We start from the raw sequence: 17,568 nt of genomic DNA on the forward strand, positions 1-17,568 counted from the left end.
TATCCCCGCACGCACGCGGCGTCGGCTAGGCTCCGGCATAGCGCGCGGCGCCGCCGATCCAGCGCGCGACGAGCCGCTCCGCGGCGGGTGCGTGGTCGCGCAGCATCGCCTCGCCGATGCGCTGCACCTGCGGCAGCAGGTGCGCGTCGCGCGCGAGGTCGGCGACGCGGAACATGAGCTGGCCGGTCTGGCGCGTGCCGAGCAGTTCGCCGGGCCCGCGCAGCTCGAGGTCCTTCTCCGCGATGCGGAAGCCGTCGGCGGTCTCGCGCATGGCTTCGAGCCGCGCGCGCGCGGTCGACGACAGCGGCGTGCGGTACAGCAGCACGCAGCTCGACGACGCGCTGCCGCGGCCGACGCGCCCGCGTAGCTGGTGCAGCTGGGCGAGGCCGAGGCGCTCGGCGTTCTCGATCACCATGAGGCTCGCGTTCGGCACGTCGACCCCGACCTCGATCACGGTCGTCGCGACCAGCAGGCGCGTGTCGCCGCGCTTGAACGCGTCCATCGTTGCCTGCTTCTCCTTCGGCTTCAGCCGGCCGTGCACGAGGCCGATGCGCAAGCCGGGCAGCGCCGCGGTCAGCTCGGCGAACGCGACCTCGGCGGCCTGCGCCTCGAGTTGCTCGGATTCCTCGATCAGCGTGCAGACCCAGTAGGCCTGGCGGCCTTCGGCGCAGGCGGCACGGATCCGCTCGATCACCTCGCCGCGGCGCGAAGACGAAATCGCGACGGTCTGCACCGGCGTGCGTCCGGGCGGCAGTTCGTCGATGACGGACACGTCGAGGTCGGCATACGCGGTCATCGCCAGCGTGCGCGGGATCGGCGTCGCGGTGAGCACGAGCTGGTGCGGCACGCGGTCGCCGTCGCGCCCCTTGTCGCGCAGCGCGAGGCGCTGGTGCACGCCGAAGCGATGCTGCTCGTCGATGATCGCGAGGCCGAGGTTGCGGAATGCGACGCCTTCCTGCAGCAGCGCGTGCGTGCCGATCACCAGCGGCGCGCCTTCGGCCACCGCGGCGAGCGCGGCGCTGCGCGCGCGCCCGGTCACCTTGCCGGCGAGCCAGACCGGCTCGATGCCGAGCGGCTGCAGCCAGGCGCGGAACGTGTTGCAGTGCTGCTCGGCGAGCAATTCGGTCGGTGCGACGAGGGCCGCCTGCGCGCCCGCTTCGGCGGCGGCGAGCGCGGCGAGTGCGGCGACGACGGTCTTGCCGGAGCCGACGTCGCCTTGCACGAGCCTCAGCATCGGCTTGGCGCGCGCGAGGTCGCGCTCGATCTCGGCGCCGACGCGCTCCTGCGCGCGCGTGAGCGCGTACGGCAGGTTCGCGCGCAGTGCGCGGCGCAGGCGACCATCGCCCGCGAGCGGCGGCGCGCCGTGTCGACGCACCTGCGCGCGCAGGCGCTTGAGGCTCAGGTGATGGGTGAGAAGTTCCTCGAAGGCGAGGCGCTGCTGCGCCGGATGGCGTCCGCCGAGCAGCGCCGCGACGTCGGCGTCGGGCGGCGGGTGATGCAGCAGCAGCAACGACGCGCGCAGCGAATCGAGGCCGAGCCGCGCACGCAGCTCGGCCGGAATCAACTCGAGCACGTCGTCGGCGGGCAGGCGTTCGAGCGCGCGTGCGATCACGCCGGCGAGGCGCTTCTGGCCAAGGCCTTCGGTGCTCGGGTAGACCGGCGTCAGCGCCTGCTCCGCGGTGGCGACCATGCCGGCGGCGATGCGCCGGTACTCCGGATGGACGATCTCCGGGCCGTGCGCGCCGTAACGCACCTCGCCGTAGCAGAGGATGCGCGCGCCGGGCGCGAACTGCTCGGCCTGGGCGCGGTTGAAGTGGAAGAAGCGCAGGGTCAACGTCGCCTGCGATGCGTCGACGAGCGCGACGCGCAATTGCGGGCGATAGCGGAAACCGCGCTCGACTGCCTCGACGACGCCCTCGACCTGCGCGCTCTCGCCGATGCGCAGCTCGCGGATCGGCGTGATGCGCGTGCGGTCCTCGTAGCGCAGCGGCAGGTGGAACCACAGGTCCTGCACGCGCGCGAGCCCGAGCCGGCCGAGCGCTCCGGCGAGCGCGGGCCCGACGCCGGGCAGCGTCGTCAGCGGCGCGAGGCCGCTGTCGGCGAGGGCGACGGTGGAACGGGCGGCGCGCGACGGCATGCGCCTAGGTTAGCAAGGCGAATCGTGCGTCCGCGCGGGCGCGTGTAGGATCGGCGCGCTTCCCCGTGGCGGAGATCGGCGTGGACGAGTTCGAATACATTTCCGTACTGCTGTCGATCCTCATCGGCCTCGGCGTCACGCAGCTGCTGTCGGGCATCGCGCGCCTGATCCGCGATGGCCGCGCGCTGGCGCCGGCATGGTGGATCTTCGTGGTCACCGCGACGCTGCTGCTCGGCAACCTCCAGGTGTGGTGGATCGCGTTCGCCTGGCGCGGCGTGCAGGAGTGGACGTTCTTCTCCTACGTGACGTTCATGATCCAGCCGGTGCTGCTGTACCTGCTCGCGTACCTGGTATTGCCGGCCGACCTGCACCTCGACGGCGAAGCCCTCGCCCGCGCGTTCATCGCCAAGCGCAAGCCGTTCTACGTGATCGTCGCGCTGGTGCCGCCGGCGACGTTCCTGCAGCAGTGGATGCTCGCGCACGCGGCGCCGCAACCGGACCTCGACACCGCGCTGCGCCTGGCGTGGTTCGCGCTCGCGCTGCCCGGCTACCTGTCGTCGCGGGTGCACGTGCAGGCCGCGGTCGCGACCGCGTCGTTCCTGCTGCTGCTCGCCTACATCAGCCTGCTGTTCCTGCGCATCCACTGATGCGCGCGTGGTCAGTCGCCGAGCACCATGATCGCGTCGACCTCGACGTGCGCGCCGCGCGGCAGCGCCGCCACCTGGATCGTCGAGCGAGCCGGGTACGGCTCGCGGCAGTATTCGGCCATGACCGAATTCACCGCGGCGAAATCGCCGAGGTCGGTGAGGTAGATGCCGATGCGCACGACGTCGGCGAGCGAGCCGCCTGCGGCGGCGCACACCGCGGAAAGGTTCTCGAACACGCGCCGCGCCTGCCGGCTGATGTCACCGCCGACGAGTTCGCCGGTCGCCGGGTCGAGCGGGATCTGCCCGGACAAATAGACGGTATTGCCGGCGCGCACGGCCTGCGAATACGGGCCGATCGCCTTCGGCGCCTGGTCGGTGTGGATGATGCTGCGCGACATGTCGACTCCGGCTGCGGTGAACCGCGGAAGCTTGCGCGAGCACCATGCATTGCGCAAGGGCGCGCGCCGCATGCGCGGCGCTCAGACCGGGTGGCGCTTGACCGAGGTGACGACCTGCAGGCGGCGCACGCGGCGCATCACGTCGGCGAGGTGCTTGCGGTTCTTGACCTCGATCGTGAACAGCATCGTCGCGGTGGTGAGGTCGCGTTCCTTGTACTCGACGTTCTCGATGTTCGAGCCCGCCTCCGCGATCGCCGCCGCGACCTGGGCGAGCACGCCCGGGCGGTTCGCGACCTCGATGCGCAGTTCGACCTTGTAGTCACCCTGCACGGCGGTGTCCCAGGCGATTTCGATGCAGCGTTCGGGCGACTTGCGCAGTTCCGGGACGTTCGGGCATTCGAGCCGGTGCACGACGATGCCCTTGCCGGCCGAGAGGTAACCCATGATCTCGTCGCCGGGCAGCGGGTGGCAGCAATTGCCGAAGCTGAGCACGCCGCGTTCGCTGCCATTGATGAGGATCTTCTCGCTGCTGCCGCTGCGCGCGACGTGCGGGTGCTCGCCCTGCGCGGCGAGCAGCGCCTGCGCGATCGGCTCGGCGGCGCGGTTGCCCAGCGCGATGTCGGCGAGCAGTTCCTCGAGCCGCTTGTATTTCTGTTCGCCGAGGTAGCGCTCGAGCGCGGCGTGCGGGATCGCCTCGAGCGAAGCGTCGAGCGCGCTGAAGGCGCGGTCGAGCATGCGATGGCCGAACTCGACCGCGTCCTCGTGCTGCAGGCGCTTCAGGTGGTGGCGGATCGCCGTGCGCGCGCGCCCGGACACCACCCACTCGAGCCACTGCGGGCTCGGCGCCGCCGACGGCGCGGTGACGATCTCGACGGTCTGGCCACTCGCGAGCGGCGTGCGCAGCGGCACCAGGCGCTTGTCGACGCGCGCGGCGACCGCGTGGTCGCCGACGTCCGTATGCACGAAGTAGGCGAAGTCGAGCGCGGTCGCGTTGCGCGGCAATGCGAGGATCTGCCCCTTCGGCGTGAACAGGTAGACCTCGTCGGGGAACAGGTCGACCTTCACGTTCTCGATGAATTCGAGCGGCGACGGCATCTCGGTCTGCCGGTCGACGAGGTTGGACAGCCATTCGCGCGCGCGCGACTGCGCGCTGTTCGCCGGTGCCGCGTCGGTCTTGTAGGCCCAGTGCGCGGCGACACCGCGCTCGGCGACGGCGTCCATCTCCTCGGTGCGGATCTGGATCTCGATCGGCGCGCCGAACGGCCCGAACAGCACGGTGTGCAGCGACTGGTAGCCGTTCGCCTTCGGGATCGCGATGAAATCGCGGAAACGGCCGTCGAGCGGCTTGTACAGCGCGTGCACCGCACCCAGCGCCTGGTAGCAGTGCGCGACGCTGTCGACGACGACGCGGAAGCCGTACACGTCCATCACCTGGGTGAACGACTTGTGTTCGGCGCGCATCTTGGAATAGATGCTGTAGGGCGATTTGATCCGGCTCACGACGCGATGCGCGATCTGCTCGGCGCCGAGGCGCGTGTGCACCGCGTCCTCGATGCGCGCCATCGCCTCGCGCCGGTTGCCGAGCACGGCGCGGATGCGCTCGGCTATCACGCGATGGCGGTCCGGATGGAACATGCGGAAGCCGAGGTCCTGCAGTTCCGCCTTGAAGCGGTTCATGCCGAGGCGCTGGGCGATCGGCGCGTAGATCTCCAGCGTCTCGCGCGCGATGCGCCGGCGCGCATCGGGTTCCATCGCGCCGAGCGTGCGCATGTTGTGCAGGCGGTCGGCGAGCTTGATGAGGATCACGCGCAGGTCGCGCGCCATCGCGAGCAGCATCTTGCGGAAGCTCTCCGCGGCGGCTTCCTGGCGGCTGCGGAAGCGCACCTTGTCGAGCTTGGTGACGCCGTCGACGAGCGCCATCACGGGCTGGCCGAACTCGGCGGTGATCTGCTCGGAGGTGAGCGCGGTGTCCTCGAGCGTGTCGTGCAGGATCGCCGCGATGATCGTTTCCGCATCCATGCCGAGCTCGGCGAGGATGCCGGCGACGGCGACCGGATGGGTGATGTAGGGCTCGCCGCTGCGCCGCGTCTGGCCCGCGTGCGCGAGCGCGCCGATTTCGTACGCGCGGCGCACGCGCTCGACCTGCTCGGGCGGCAGGTACGCAGCCAGTTGCTGTTCGAGTGCCCGCATGTCGGCCGGGGGACGATTCGCCTCCGGCGCCTTCGCGCGCATGGACGTGGTCGTGGCCATGGCGCCGGCGCAGCGGGTCAGGCTGCCCCGTGGGATCGGCTGCGTCGGCGGGCAGGGTCCATCAGAGGTCGTCGCCGCCCTTGCTGAGGTCGTCGTCGACCTCGGCCGCGGCCCATTCGAGTGCCTCGCGTTCCTTGCGCTCGCGTTCCTGCTTGTCGATCTCGTCGATCATGGCGTGATCGACCTTGCGATCGGCGATCTCGCGCAGCGCGAGCACGGTCGGCTTGTCGTTGTGGCCATCGACGGCCGCCGTCGCGCCCTTCGCGAGCTGGCGCGCGCGCCGCGTCGCCATCAGAACGAGCTCGAAGCGGTTGTCGACCACCTCGAGGCAATCTTCCACGGTGATCCGTGCCATTCCTGTTCTCCGCTGAAATTTTTGAAGCCAATTCATGACTTTACGATCGGTCATTCTAGCGCCACGGATTGCTGCGGCGCAATCTCCCGCTGAACGCGCCGGGAACCGCCCTACGGCGGGGCGGGTGCATCGGCGCGGCGAATTCGCGTAGCCTTGCATCGTGGAAAGGAATACCCACGTGTTGCGGAGCGTTGCGTCCGCACCCAAGAGACCCGTGATGTCCCCGACTCCGACCGCTGCCCACCTGCGTGCGGGCCTGATGGCCTTGTGCGTCGCTCTCCTCGCCGGCTGCACGATCGCCAAGCCGCGCACCGACGATCCCTGGGAGGGCTTCAACCGCAAGATGTACGCGTTCAACGACGCGGCCGACAAGGCGGTGATCCGCCCGACCGCGATGGCCTACCGCAAGGTCACCAGCGCGAACATGCGGCGCGTGATCGCGAATTTCTTCGCCAACATCCGCATGCCGATCACGATCGTCAACGACCTGCTGCAGGTCGAACCGAAGCTCGCGCTGCGCAACACCGGCCGCTTCGCGATCAACACGACGCTCGGCTTCGTCGGCCTGTTCGATCCGGCCAGCGAGATGCGCCTGCCGCCGCAGGAGACCGACTTCGGCGTGACGCTCGCCAAGTGGGGCCTGCCCGAGGGCCCCTACCTCGTGTTGCCGCTGATCGGTTCGACTTCGGCCCGCGACGTCTGGCGCCTGCCGGCGGACCATTACGCCGATCCGCTCGGCTGGTACGCCGACCATCGCGACCTGAAGTTCCACGCCGAGCAGTTTCCGAGCCTCATGTACCTCGTCACCCTGCGTTCGCGCGGCATCGAGGCCGAAGGCCTGCTCGAGGGCGTGTACGACCCGTACGTGTTCTACCGCGATGCCTATCGCCAGCGTCGCCTCTACGACATCTACGACGGCCAGCCGCCGGCCGAGGTGATCGAGCAGATGCAGGGCACGGGCGACATCGATGTCGACCAGCTGCTCGAGGAACAGCAGCAGTACGAGAAGAAGAACGGCGGCGGCAACTCGCCGTAAGCGCCGGCCGTCGGGCCGTAGGGCGGATCAAGCCGCGCGGCGGCGGATCCGCCTTGGCACCCCGGGTCTTCGCACGCGGCGGCCCCGGCCTTCGGCCTTGGGCCGCCTGCCACCTGTGAGAGCGCACCCTGCGCGCGACCGTCGCGCCCCGGCACGATGACGCTGCGGTGCCCACGGACTCCCGCAGGAACGCCAGGCGTCCATCGTGCGAGGGAGAGCACTCGCGGCGCGCGGTGGCTTTCAAGCCCCGCGGGAAGGCTCGAGGCCGAGCAGACCTTCCGTGTCGCTGAGGTGCGCGAGCGCGACGAGCCCGGCCGGCACGCCCCTGAGGCGCAGGCGTCCGCCCGCGCGGCGCAGGCGCGCGGCCCAGTCGAGCAGCACCGCGAGCGTCGCGCTGTCGACCTGCTGCAGGCCGGAAATGTCGAGTTCGATCTCGCCGCCGTCCGCGGCGAAGTCCCGCCAGCGCCCGGCCATGGCCGCGGCTTCATGGAAACCGAGGCGGCCGCCGAGCCGCACGCGTCCGGCGTCGACGCGTTCGATGCGCGTGCCGACCTCGCTCATCCGCCGCCCTTCTGGTCCTTTTCCATCGACTCGAGCACCTTCTCGCCCTGCGTCTCGAGGCGCGCGATGAGTGCGTCGAGGCTCGACTTCTGGATCTCCGCGCCGACCTGGTTGCGATAGTTGGTGATGTAGGAGATGCCTTCGATGATCACGTCGTAGGCCTTCCACTCGCCTTCCTTGGTCTTGCGGAACGCGTAGTCGACCGCGAGCGTCTTGCCGTCGTCGAGCACGACCTCGGTGCGCACGATCGAGCGCTTGTCGCTGAGCTCGCCCTTGGTCGGCAGCACGCGCACGCGGCCGCGCGTGTAGTTGAGCAGGCCTTCCGCGTAGCGGTGCGCGATCGAGTTGTAGAACGCCTTGGCGAAGCGCGAGCGCTGCTCCGGCGTCGAACTGCGCGCGTACTGGCCGAGCACGAGGATCGACGCGTAGTCGATGTCGAAGCGTGGCAGCAGGATGCCGTCGATGACCTTGATCAGCTTCTCGTGGTCGTTCTTGAGTTCGGCCTGGTGGCCTTCGATCGCCTTGCCGAGGTCGTCGGCGATGCCCTGCACGACCGCGTCCGGCGTCGGCGCGTCGGCGCGCGCGGGCGAAACCGCGGCGACGCCGAGCAGGCAGGCGAAAGCGAGGCCGAGCGTGCGTAGCAACATGGTGTGGCTCCTGGAGTGGATGCGGGACATGTCAGGGCTTGGGCGGCTGCGCGCTGCCGCTCTTGTCGTCGGCCGGGGCGTCCTGGCCGTTGGCGGGCTTCTGCGGCGATCCGCTGACGAGGAACTTGCCGATCAGGTCTTCGAGCTGCATCGACGATTGCGTCAGCACGAATTCGTCGCCGTCCTTCATCATGTCGGGCGAGCCGCCCGGCTGGATGCCAACGTACTGGTCACCCAGTAAACCGCTGGTGAATATCGCGGCCGCCGAATCGTCCGGGATCTCCGCGTACTGCTTGTCGACCGAGATGCGCACGATCGCATCGAGCTTGGCCGGATCGAGCGTGATCGACTCGACCGAGCCGATGCGCACGCCGGCGAGCTTCACCGGTGCGCGCAGCTTGAGCTGGCCGATGTTGGTGAAACGCGCCTTGAGCGCGTAGCTCTCGCCCTGGCTGAAGTTCGCCACCGACGTCGTCTGCGTCGCGAGGTAGGCGAGCGCGGCGAAGCCGAGCAGGATGAACAGGCCGGTGCCGATCTGGTACGAACGTCGTTGCTGGGTCATGGTGGTTGTCCGGAACTCGGGGCCCGAAAGCCAAAGCCAAAGCATTCGACACGAAGGACGCGAAGGACACGAAGGAAAACAGGACTCCTCCTTCGATGCCTCGTGCCGCGGCTCCGCCGACTCGCCGCCTCGCCGAGCGCAGCGTCGCCGAAGAAAAATCTGCTCCGTCCTTCGTGTCCTTCGTGTCCTTCGTGTTTCAATCTTTCGCTTGCACGTTCGCGCTCACATCAGGAACGCGGTCATGACGAAATCGAGCGCGAGCACGGTGATCGACGAGAGCACGACCGTGCGCGTGGTCGCGTAGGCGACGCCTTCGCTGGTCGGCGCGGTGGTGTAGCCGTTGAACGTCGCGATCAGCGTGCACACGGCGCCGAACGCGACCGCCTTCCAGACGCCGTTGAGCACGTCGGTGTGCACGTCCACCGCCGCGGTCATGTTCGACCAGAACGTGCCGTTGTCGAGGCCGAGCCAGCTCACGCAGACGACGTGCGCGCCGAGGATCGCCAGCGCGTTGAACACGCACACCAGCAGCGGCACCGCGACGATGCCGGCGAGGAAGCGCGGCGCGACCACGTAGGCGAGCGGATCGACCGCCATCATCTCCATCGCGGCGAGCTGGTCGGTCGCGCGCATGAGGCCGATTTCCGCGGTGATCGAGGTGCCGGCGCGCCCGGCGAAGAGCAGCGCGGTGACGACCGGGCCGAGCTCGCGGTACAGCGCGAGCGCGACCACCGTGCCGCTCATCGCCGCGCTGCCGAAGCGCGACAGCACGTCGTAGAGCTGCAGGCCGAGCACGGCGCCAACGAACAGGCCGCAGGTCATGATGATGACGAGGCTCATCGCGCCGACGAACCAGACCTGGCGCACCGTTTCGCCGAAATGGCGCACGCTGCGCGGCAGCGTGCCGAGCACCTGCAGCAGGAACAGCCCGCACGCGCCGACCTGGGCGAGCGAATCACCGAGCATCGACGGCTTGCGCGCGGCGCTCATGCGTCACCGCCCGCGGGCGCGGCGAAGCCGAGATCGAGCGCGAGCTCGCGCGCGGGATACTGGAACGGCACCGGGCCGTCCGCTTCACCGCCGAAGAACTGCCGCGTCCACGGCGATTCGCCGCGCGTGAGTTCCGCCGGCGTGCCGCGCGCCACGACCTTGCCGCCGGCGATGAGATAGACGAGGTCGGCCGCGCGCGCGACCGCGGCGAACTCGTGCGCGACGAGGATGCTCGTGATGCCGAGCGTGTCGTTGAGCGTGCGGATCAGCTTAAGCACCTGGTTCAGAGCGATCGGGTCCAGGCCGACGAACGGCTCGTCGTAGAGGATCAGCATCGGGTCGCGCACGATCGCGCGCGCGAGCGCGACGCGGCGCGCCATGCCACCGGACAGCTCGCTCGGCATCAGGCCGGCGGCGCCGCGCAGGCCGACCGCCTGCAGCTTGGTCAGCACGATGTTGCGCACGAGTTCTTCCGGCAAGTCCAGGTGCTGGCGCAGCGGGAACGCGACGTTCTCGAACACGCTGAAATCGGTCAGCAGCGCCGAGTTCTGGAACAGGTAGCCGATCTTCTCGCGCAACGCGAACAGCTGCGCCCGCCCGAGGCGTGGCACGTCCTGGCCATCGACGCGGATCGTGCCGGCATCGGGCGCGAGCTGGCCGGTGATGTGGCGCAGCAGGGTCGTCTTGCCGGTGCCGCTCGGGCCCATGATCGCGGTGATCCTGCCGCGCGGCACGTCGAGCTCGAGCCCGTCGAAGATCGTCTTGCCCGACAGCACCGTGCGCAGGCCGCGCACCTCGACGAGGGCGGCATCGGCGGCGCTGGCGGCGGCGGTATTCACGTGGGTGTAATCCGGGTTCGGCGCGCGGGCGAAGGCGCGCGGCGCGCTACCTTAGCCGAAGACGCGGTCGCCGCGCAGCCGGCGCCGCCACGCATTCAATCGGCCTTCAGCAGGTCGGCGATGAGCGCCGCCTGGCGCACGGCCTGCGCCTCGCGGCGCAGGCGCTGGCACGCGACGATCGCGCGCAGGTCGGCGAGCGCGTCGCCGAACTGGTCGTTGACGACGATGTAGTCGAAGTCGCCGGCATGGGCGACCTCCTCGCGCGACTCGGCCAGGCGCCGGGCGATCGTCGGCGCGTCGTCCGAGCCGCGGCTGCGCAGGCGACGCTCGAGTTCCGCGCGCGACGGCGGCAGGATGAACACGCTCACACAGCCCGGCATCGCCGCGCGCACCTGGCGCGCGCCCTGCCAGTCGATCTCCAGCAGCACGTCGCGCCCCTGCGCGAGCAGCGGCTCGACCGCGGCGCGCGACGTGCCATAGCAGTTGCCGAACACTTCCGCATGCTCGAGGAACAGGCCGTCGGCGACCATCTTCTCGAACACGCCGCGGTTGACGAAGTGGTAGTGCTCGCCGTCGCGATCATTCGGGCGCGGCGGCCGCGTCGTGTGCGAGATCGACAGGGCGATGCCCGGCTCGCGCTCGAGCAACGCGTTGACCAGGCTCGACTTGCCGGCACCCGATGGCGCGGCGACGATGTACAGGCAGCCACTCATTCGAGGTTCTGCACCTGTTCGCGCATCTGCTCGATCAGCACCTTGAGCTCGACCGCGGCATTGGTCGTGCGCGGGTCGGCGGCCTTCGAGCCGAGCGTGTTCGCTTCGCGGTTGAATTCCTGCATGAGGAAGTCGAGGCGCCGGCCGACCGCTTCCTTGAGCCCGAACACGCGGCGCGCCTCGGCGATGTGCGCGGTGAGCCGGTCCAGTTCCTCATCGACGTCGATGCGCTGCATCTGCAGCACGACTTCCTGTTCAATGCGCCCCGGTTCGAGCGGCAGCTTGAGCTCGGCGAGGCGCGAGTCGAAACGCGCACGCAGCGCGTTGCGCACCTCGGGCATGTGCGCGCGCACGTCGGCGACGATGCGCTCGATCGCGTCGAGGCGTTCGCGCAGGAAGCCGCCGAGGCGCTCGCCTTCGCGACCGCGCGCCGCGACCATCTCGTCGAGCGCGGCGTCGAGCAGGCGCAGCGCGGCCTGGCGCAGCGATTCCTGGTCGGTACCGCGGTCGAGCAGCACGCCCGGCCAGCCGAGCAGCGAGGCGAAATCGACGTTCAACTGCGGGAACTTCGCCGCGAGCATCTGCGCCGTGTCGGCCAGCCGCGCGACGAGTGCCTCGTCGACCGCGATCTCGGCCGCGCTCGCCGCCGCGGGCTTCCAGCGCAGGCCGAGGTCGACCTTGCCGCGGGCGAGCCGGGCGGCGACGCGCTCGCGCACGGCCGGTTCCAGCGCGCGCAGTTCCTCCGGCAGGCGCAGGCCGAGCTCCAGGTAACGGTGGTTGACCGAGCGCAGCTCGATCGCCAGCGAGCCCTGGCCGGTGTCGGCCTCGGCACTGGCAAAGGCGGTCATGCTACGCAGCATCGGCGGAATCCGCAGGTATGAAAGGGGCGCAATGGTAAACTCCACGGCCCAATTGCCAAAGCGCCCCCGCATGACGGCTTCCGCCCCGAGTTCCACGCGCCCGTCCGGCCGCGCTCCCGACCAGCTGCGCCCGGTGGTCATCGAGCGGCACTACACACGCCATGCCGAGGGCTCGGTGCTGGTCGCGTTCGGCGACACGCGCGTGCTGTGCACGGCGAGCATCGAGGAGAAGGCGCCGCCCTTCCTGCGCGGCAAGGGCGAGGGCTGGGTCACGGCCGAGTACGGCATGCTGCCGCGCGCGACCGGCCAGCGTACGCAGCGCGAGGCCGCGCGCGGTGGCCAGGGCGGCCGCACGATGGAGATCCAGCGCCTGATCGGCCGCAGCCTGCGCGCGTGCGTCGATCGCCAGGCGCTGGGCGAACGCACGATCACGCTCGACTGCGACGTGCTGCAGGCCGACGGCGGCACCCGTACCGCCGCGATCACCGGCGCCTACGTCGCGCTTGCCGACGCGATCGGCTGGCTCAAGGCGCGCCACCTGCTCAAGCGCGACCCGCTGTTCGGCGCGGTCGCCGCGGTGTCGGTCGGCATCGTCGGCGGCACGCCCGTGCTCGACCTCGACTATGCCGAGGATTCCGCCTGCGACACCGACATGAACGTCGTCATGAACGACGGCGGCGGATTCATCGAACTGCAGGGCACCGCCGAAGGCCACGCGTTCCGCCGCGAGGAGCTCGATGCGCTGCTCGCGCTCGCTGCCAAGGGCATCGCCGAACTGTGCGCCCTGCAGCGCGAGGCGCTGGCGCGCGGATGATGCATCGCCGGGTCGCGCAGGTCGCGCTGCTCGTGCGCGACTACGACGAAGCCATCGCCTGGTACGCGGACGCGCTCGGCTTCGTGCTCGTCGAGGACACCGACCTCGGCGGCGGCAAGCGCTGGGTGCGCATCGCGCCCGCCGGCGACGCCGCGTTCACGCTGCTGCTCGCCAGGGCCGCGAACGAACGCCAGCTCGCCGCGGTCGGCGACCAGCACGGTGGTCGCGTCGGCTGGTTCCTTCACAGCGACGACTTCGCACGCGACCACGCGCGCCTGGCCGCCGCCGGCGCGCGTTTCGACGGGCCGCCGCGCCACGAGGCGTACGGCACCGTGGTCGTGTTCAGCGACCTCTACGGCAACCGCTGGGACCTGATCGGGCCATGCGCGTGAACACCAGGCTCGTGCTCGCCAGCGGCAATCGCGGCAAGCTGGTCGAAATGCGCGAGATCCTCGGCGGCCTCGGCCTCGAACTCGTCGCGCAATCCGACCTCGGCATCGCCGACGCCGACGAGACCGCGACCACGTTCGTCGAGAACGCGCTGCTGAAGGCGCGGAATGCCACGCTAGCGTCCGGGCTGCCCGCCCTCGGCGACGATTCGGGCCTGTGCGTCGACGCACTCGGCGGCGCGCCCGGCCTCTACTCGGCGCGCTACGCCGGTACGCACGGCGACGCCGCGGCGAACATCGCCAAGCTGCTCGACGCGCTGCGCGACGTGCCGGACGAGCAGCGCACGGCGCATTTCCACTGCACGATCGTGCTGTTGCGCTCGGCCGACGACCCGGCGCCGCTGGTCGCCGAAGGCCGCTGGCACGGGCGCATCCTGCATGCGCCACGCGGTACCGGCGGCTTCGGCTACGACCCGGTGTTCTTCGATCCGGCGCTCGGCGCCGCCGCCGCCGAACTCGATCCGGCGACGAAGAACCGCGCCAGCCACCGCGGCCTCGCGCTCGCCACGTTGCGCGAGCTCCTGCGCGGCTGAGAGCGCGCGCGTCCTACAATGCACGCATGCCGCTGATCGCGCCGCCGCTGTCGCTGTACGTGCACATCCCGTGGTGCGTGCGCAAATGCCCCTACTGCGACTTCAACTCGCACGCGCAGGCAGGCGCCCTGCCGGTCGAGGAGTACGTGCGCGCGCTGCTCGCCGACCTCGATCGCGACCTCGCCGCGTTCGGCGCGGCCCTCGCGCGGCGGCCGCTGCACAGCGTGTTCTTCGGCGGCGGCACGCCGAGCCTGTTCCCGCCGGAGGCGATCGCGCGCGTGCTCGACGGCGTCGCCGCGCGGCTCGAGCTGCCGCGGGATGCCGAGGTCACGCTCGAGACCAACCCCGGCACGGTCGAACACGGCCGTTTCGACGGCTATCTCGCCGCCGGCGTGAACCGCCTCAGCCTCGGCGTGCAGAGCTTCGACGACGACAAGCTGCGCCGGCTCGGTCGCATCCATTCCGCCGGCGACGCCGAGCGCGCGGTCAGGCAGGCGCAGGACGCGGGCTACGCGGACATCAACCTGGATCTCATGTACGCGCTGCCGGAGCAGACGCTCGGCGGCGCGCTCGACGACGTCGAGCGTGCGCTCGCGCTCGAGCCCACGCACGTGTCGCATTACCAGCTCACGCTCGAGCCGAACACGCTGTTCGCGGCGAAGCCGCCGCCGCTGCCCGACGAGGACGGCGCCTGGGACATGCAGGAGGCGTGTCAGGTCGCGCTCGCCGATGCAGGCTTCGCGCAGTACGAAGTGTCCGCCTACGCGCGCGCCGGCCGCCGCGCGAAGCACAACCTCAACTACTGGCGCTTCGGTGACTACCTCGGCATCGGCGCCGGCGCTCACGGCAAGCTCAGCGACGCCGCGCAAGGGCGCATCGTGCGCACGACCAAGGTGAAGCTGCCGCGCAGCTATCTCGATCGCGCCGCGCGGCGCGAATCCTTCGGCACGCAGGCCGACGTCGCCGCGATCGACCTGCCGTTCGAGTTCATGATGAACGCGCTGCGCCTCGAGGAAGGCGTCGACGCGCCGCTGTTCGGCGAACGCACCGGGCTTGCGACCGCCACGATCGCCGCGCCGCTCGCCCGCGCCCGCCAGCGCGGCTGGATGGTCGAGGATCCGGCACGACTCGCCGCGACGGCCCTGGGTCGGCGGTTCCTCAACGATGTGATTGGTTCGTTCTTGCCGGAAGGGCCGAGGGCCGAGGGCTGAGGGCTCGGGCCGGGAAGCGGGGCGAGGGCTGTCGCCGTGGCAGCGGCGCAAGCCGCGATGTCTTCCGCCATTGCGCGCCAGGTCCATTGCGTCAGCAGTCATTCCGCGCGGAGAGCGCACTCTCCAGAGCCCCAGGCCCTCAGCCCTGCCCGGACCATCAGCCCCCGGCGCACCCATGCTCGAACCCATCACCCTCCACTGCCCCTACTGCGGCGAAGCCTTCGAAACGCAAGCCGACACGTCGGCCGGCTCGCAGCGCTACGTCGAGGACTGCGCGGTCTGCTGCCGGCCGATCGAGGTCGCGCTCGAGGTCGGCGACGACGGCGAGCTGCTCCACGTCGGTACCGCGACCGATCGTGATTGAACCGTCCCGGGCGCGCGACTACACTGCGCGCCGCCTCAGGTGCCCTGCCCGTTCCGCGCGCAGGGTGAAACGGGAAGCCGGTGCGAAGCCGGCGCTGCCCCCGCAACGGTAAGCGAGCCACGCCCCGGTCTCATGCCACTGTCGCGTCGCGACGGGAAGGCGACCGGGGCGATGCGTCCGACGTCGACGCATCACTCGCGAGCCCGGAGACCGGCCAGGGGTTTTGCGCCTCCGCGCGGAGCGGAGGCGCCTGGCTCCAGGCGTTGCGGCGGGCAACGGACGGGCATGGACGTCTGGACGTCCATGCGTCCACCCTCGCGCGACCCTGGTCACGCGGGTGTGCGAAGGAGAACTCCATGTACCGTCTTTCCGTCCTTTCGATCGCGGTGTATGCCGCGCTGTGCGCGTCCGCGCGCGCGGACGAAGCCGAACTGCAACCGACCGTGCAGGTGACCGCCTCGCGCGTCGCCGAAACCGTCGACCAGACCCTCGCCGACGTCAGCATCGTCACGCGCCAGGACATCGACGCGAGCGGCGCGCGCGACGTCTACGATCTGCTGCGCCTCGAGGCCGGCGTGGACCTGTACCGCACCGGCGGCGCCGGCCAGCAGACCTCGCTTTTCCTGCGCGGCAGCAATTCGAACCAGGTGCTCGTGCTCATCGACGGCGTGCGCGCGGCGGCCGCCACGACCGGTGCGTTCGCGTTCGAACAACTGCCGCTCGACGCGATCGAGCGCATCGAGATCGTGCGCGGGCCGCGCGCGAGCTACTGGGGCTCCGACGCGCTGGGCGGCGTGATCCAGATCTTCACGCGCAAGCTCGACGGCCCGCGCGTCGCGTTGTCCTACGGCAGCTACCGCGACGCCGACGCCAGCGCCGGCATCGGCCGGTGGGACGGCGCGAACGGCTACAGCGTGCAGGTCGGCACCCGCCACGTCGGCGGCTTCTCGGCGACGACGCCCGCCATCTGCAATGGCCCGGACGACCCGTACTGCAGCTACGACCCCGACGACGACGGTTACCGCAACAGCAATCTCGTGCTGCGCGGCGCGCACCGGTTCGGCAGCCAGCTGCTGTCGGCATCGCTGTATCGCAGCCAGGGGCAGTCGCAGTTCGACCAGGGCTACACCGACATCATCGAGCAGACCGAGGGCGTCAACCTCTCGGGCGAACTCGCCACCGGCTGGAGCCACGCGCTCGCGCTCGGCCACATGCGCGAAGACCTCGCCACGCCGACCTACGGCACGGCGTACCGCACGCGGCGCTCGAGCCTGCTCTGGCAGAACGAATTCCACCTCGACGAATCGCAGCGCCTCGTCGCCGGCGTGGACTTCATCCACGACGAAGGCGAGACGCGCGACACCTTCGCGGGCACGACGCGCTATGACGAGAGCCGCAACGGCAGCGCGGTGTTCGGGGGTTGGCGCGCCGCGTTCGGCGCGTTCGACGCGGAACTGTCGGCGCGCCACGACCACGACGACGATTTCGGCGGCGCGACGACCGGCTCGGTCGCCTTCGGCTGGCGCGCGAACGACGCGCTGCGCGCGTACGCGAGCTTCGCCCAGGGCTTCCGCAGCCCGACCATGAACGAGCTGTACGATCCCGGCTACGGCGGCTACTACGCGGGCAATCCCGAGCTCGACCCCGAGCGCTCGCACAGCAGCGAACTCGGCCTCGAGTTCACGCCGTCGGCGAACCAGCGCCTCAAGGCCAACCTGTACGCCAACCGCGTCGACGACCTCATCAGCTTCACCGGCCCGCAGAACCAGGCGATCAACATCGCCCACGCGAAGATCGACGGCGTCGAGCTGGCCTGGGATGCCGGTTTCGCCGACTGGTCGGCGCGCGCGACCTGGACGTGGGAGGACGCGCGCGACGGCGACACCGGCGCCCGCCTGCTGCGCCGCGCGCGCAACAAGGCGTCGGCGATCGTCGAGCGCGCATTCGGCGCGCGCTTCAGCGCCGGCGCGGAAGTCCAGTACGCGAGCCGGCGCGAGGACATCGGCGGCCTCGAGCTGCCGTCATACGCGCTGCTCAACCTGCGCGCGCGCTACGCGCTCGACGATGCCTGGACGCTCGGCGCGCGCGCCGAGAACGTGACCGATCGCGACTACGAGCTCGTGCACGGCTACGGCACGGCCGGTCGCTCCGCGTGGCTCGAGGTCACCTGGCAGCCCAAGCGCTGACGAACCGCCCCTGTGC

19 protein-coding genes and 1 riboswitch are annotated in these 17,568 nt (G+C 70.5%); of the genes, 8 read left to right on the plus strand and 11 right to left on the minus strand.

The features are described 5' to 3' along the window. Nucleotides 1-25 precede the first annotated feature (25 nt). Nucleotides 26-2,137, minus strand: coding sequence for an ATP-dependent DNA helicase RecG (recG, locus tag EV148_RS15130; RefSeq protein ID WP_131999687.1), 2,112 nt, complete (start codon nt 2,135-2,137; stop codon nt 26-28). An 80-nt stretch (nt 2,138-2,217) separates the two neighbouring features. Between recG and EV148_RS15135 the strand changes: the two genes are divergently transcribed. Continuing rightward, entirely contained in the window at nt 2,218-2,784 is a 567-nt protein-coding gene (locus tag EV148_RS15135) for a hypothetical protein (RefSeq protein WP_131999688.1), read from the plus strand. A gap of 11 nt (nt 2,785-2,795) precedes the next feature. Here the strand turns inward: EV148_RS15135 and EV148_RS15140 are convergent, their stop codons facing one another. From EV148_RS15140 to rpoZ, 3 genes are all read right to left on the minus strand, one after another. After that, nucleotides 2,796-3,182: a RidA family protein gene (locus tag EV148_RS15140; protein ID WP_131999689.1), complete on the minus strand. Its 387-nt coding sequence runs from the start codon at nt 3,180-3,182 to the stop codon at nt 2,796-2,798. A gap of 81 nt (nt 3,183-3,263) precedes the next feature. After that, on the minus strand, nt 3,264-5,414 hold the full coding sequence (locus EV148_RS15145) for a RelA/SpoT family protein (protein ID WP_241988114.1): 2,151 nt from the start codon (nt 5,412-5,414) through the stop codon (nt 3,264-3,266). A gap of 79 nt (nt 5,415-5,493) precedes the next feature. Then, the gene (rpoZ, locus tag EV148_RS15150; RefSeq protein WP_131999691.1) at nt 5,494-5,787 is read right to left on the minus strand and encodes a DNA-directed RNA polymerase subunit omega; all 294 of its coding nucleotides are present in this window, start codon (nt 5,785-5,787) and stop codon (nt 5,494-5,496) included. 217 nt (nt 5,788-6,004) lie between these two features. Here rpoZ and EV148_RS15155 point away from each other — a divergent pair, with 217 nt between their 5' ends. Then, on the plus strand, nt 6,005-6,823 hold the full coding sequence (locus EV148_RS15155; protein ID WP_131999692.1) for an MlaA family lipoprotein: 819 nt from the start codon (nt 6,005-6,007) through the stop codon (nt 6,821-6,823). Between the two features lie 240 nt (nt 6,824-7,063). Here EV148_RS15155 and EV148_RS15160 read toward each other — a convergent pair whose 3' ends face one another. The 7 genes from EV148_RS15160 to EV148_RS15190 all read right to left on the minus strand — a co-directional run bounded on the left by EV148_RS15160 (nt 7,064) and on the right by EV148_RS15190 (nt 11,995). Beyond that, complete coding sequence (locus EV148_RS15160; RefSeq protein WP_131999693.1) at nt 7,064-7,384, minus strand: STAS domain-containing protein; 321 nt, start codon at nt 7,382-7,384, stop codon at nt 7,064-7,066. Then, nucleotides 7,381-8,028, minus strand: coding sequence for an MlaC/ttg2D family ABC transporter substrate-binding protein (locus tag EV148_RS15165; protein WP_425479878.1), 648 nt, complete (start codon nt 8,026-8,028; stop codon nt 7,381-7,383). Before EV148_RS15165 ends, EV148_RS15160 begins: the two co-directional genes overlap by 4 nt. 34 nt (nt 8,029-8,062) lie before the next feature. Next, nucleotides 8,063-8,593 (minus strand): outer membrane lipid asymmetry maintenance protein MlaD, encoded by a 531-nt coding sequence (mlaD, locus tag EV148_RS15170; RefSeq protein ID WP_131999695.1) that lies wholly within the window; start codon nt 8,591-8,593, stop codon nt 8,063-8,065. 222 nt (nt 8,594-8,815) lie between these two features. Continuing rightward, nucleotides 8,816-9,583 (minus strand): lipid asymmetry maintenance ABC transporter permease subunit MlaE, encoded by a 768-nt coding sequence (mlaE, locus tag EV148_RS15175; protein WP_131999696.1) that lies wholly within the window; start codon nt 9,581-9,583, stop codon nt 8,816-8,818. Then, a complete protein-coding gene (locus EV148_RS15180; RefSeq protein ID WP_131999697.1) occupies nt 9,580-10,422 on the minus strand; it encodes an ABC transporter ATP-binding protein in 843 nt (280 codons plus the stop codon). The genes mlaE and EV148_RS15180 overlap by 4 nt, the downstream gene beginning before the upstream one ends. Nucleotides 10,423-10,517: 95 nt before the next feature. Then, nucleotides 10,518-11,135, minus strand: coding sequence for a guanylate kinase (gmk, locus tag EV148_RS15185; RefSeq protein WP_131999698.1), 618 nt, complete (start codon nt 11,133-11,135; stop codon nt 10,518-10,520). After that, nucleotides 11,132-11,995 carry a YicC/YloC family endoribonuclease gene (locus EV148_RS15190; RefSeq protein ID WP_131999699.1) on the minus strand — a complete coding sequence of 288 codons (864 nt, stop codon included), beginning with the start codon at nt 11,993-11,995 and terminating at the stop codon, nt 11,132-11,134. Before EV148_RS15190 ends, gmk begins: the two co-directional genes overlap by 4 nt. Before the next feature lie 70 nt (nt 11,996-12,065). Between EV148_RS15190 and rph the strand changes: the two genes are divergently transcribed. From rph to EV148_RS15220, 6 genes are all read left to right on the plus strand, one after another. Beyond that, nucleotides 12,066-12,809, plus strand: a complete 744-nt coding sequence (rph, locus tag EV148_RS15195; protein ID WP_131999700.1) for a ribonuclease PH — start codon at nt 12,066-12,068, stop codon at nt 12,807-12,809. Beyond that, nucleotides 12,809-13,201 (plus strand): VOC family protein, encoded by a 393-nt coding sequence (locus tag EV148_RS15200; RefSeq protein ID WP_131999739.1) that lies wholly within the window; start codon nt 12,809-12,811, stop codon nt 13,199-13,201. The genes rph and EV148_RS15200 overlap by 1 nt, the downstream gene beginning before the upstream one ends. Continuing rightward, the gene (gene rdgB / locus EV148_RS15205) at nt 13,192-13,791 is read left to right on the plus strand and encodes an RdgB/HAM1 family non-canonical purine NTP pyrophosphatase (protein WP_131999701.1); all 600 of its coding nucleotides are present in this window, start codon (nt 13,192-13,194) and stop codon (nt 13,789-13,791) included. Before EV148_RS15200 ends, rdgB begins: the two co-directional genes overlap by 10 nt. A gap of 26 nt (nt 13,792-13,817) precedes the next feature. Next, nucleotides 13,818-15,002: a radical SAM family heme chaperone HemW gene (hemW, locus tag EV148_RS15210; RefSeq protein WP_131999702.1), complete on the plus strand. Its 1,185-nt coding sequence runs from the start codon at nt 13,818-13,820 to the stop codon at nt 15,000-15,002. Between the two features lie 175 nt (nt 15,003-15,177). Continuing rightward, complete coding sequence (locus EV148_RS15215; RefSeq protein WP_131999703.1) at nt 15,178-15,366, plus strand: CPXCG motif-containing cysteine-rich protein; 189 nt, start codon at nt 15,178-15,180, stop codon at nt 15,364-15,366. 20 nt (nt 15,367-15,386) lie between these two features. Beyond that, a riboswitch (cobalamin riboswitch) is annotated at nt 15,387-15,599 on the plus strand. A gap of 123 nt (nt 15,600-15,722) precedes the next feature. After that, nucleotides 15,723-17,552 carry a TonB-dependent receptor domain-containing protein gene (locus EV148_RS15220; RefSeq protein WP_131999704.1) on the plus strand — a complete coding sequence of 610 codons (1,830 nt, stop codon included), beginning with the start codon at nt 15,723-15,725 and terminating at the stop codon, nt 17,550-17,552. The last annotated feature ends 16 nt before the right edge of the window (nt 17,553-17,568 follow it).

This window comes from Dokdonella fugitiva, assembly GCF_004342425.1.
Classification (GTDB): domain Bacteria; phylum Pseudomonadota; class Gammaproteobacteria; order Xanthomonadales; family Rhodanobacteraceae; genus Dokdonella_A; species Dokdonella_A fugitiva.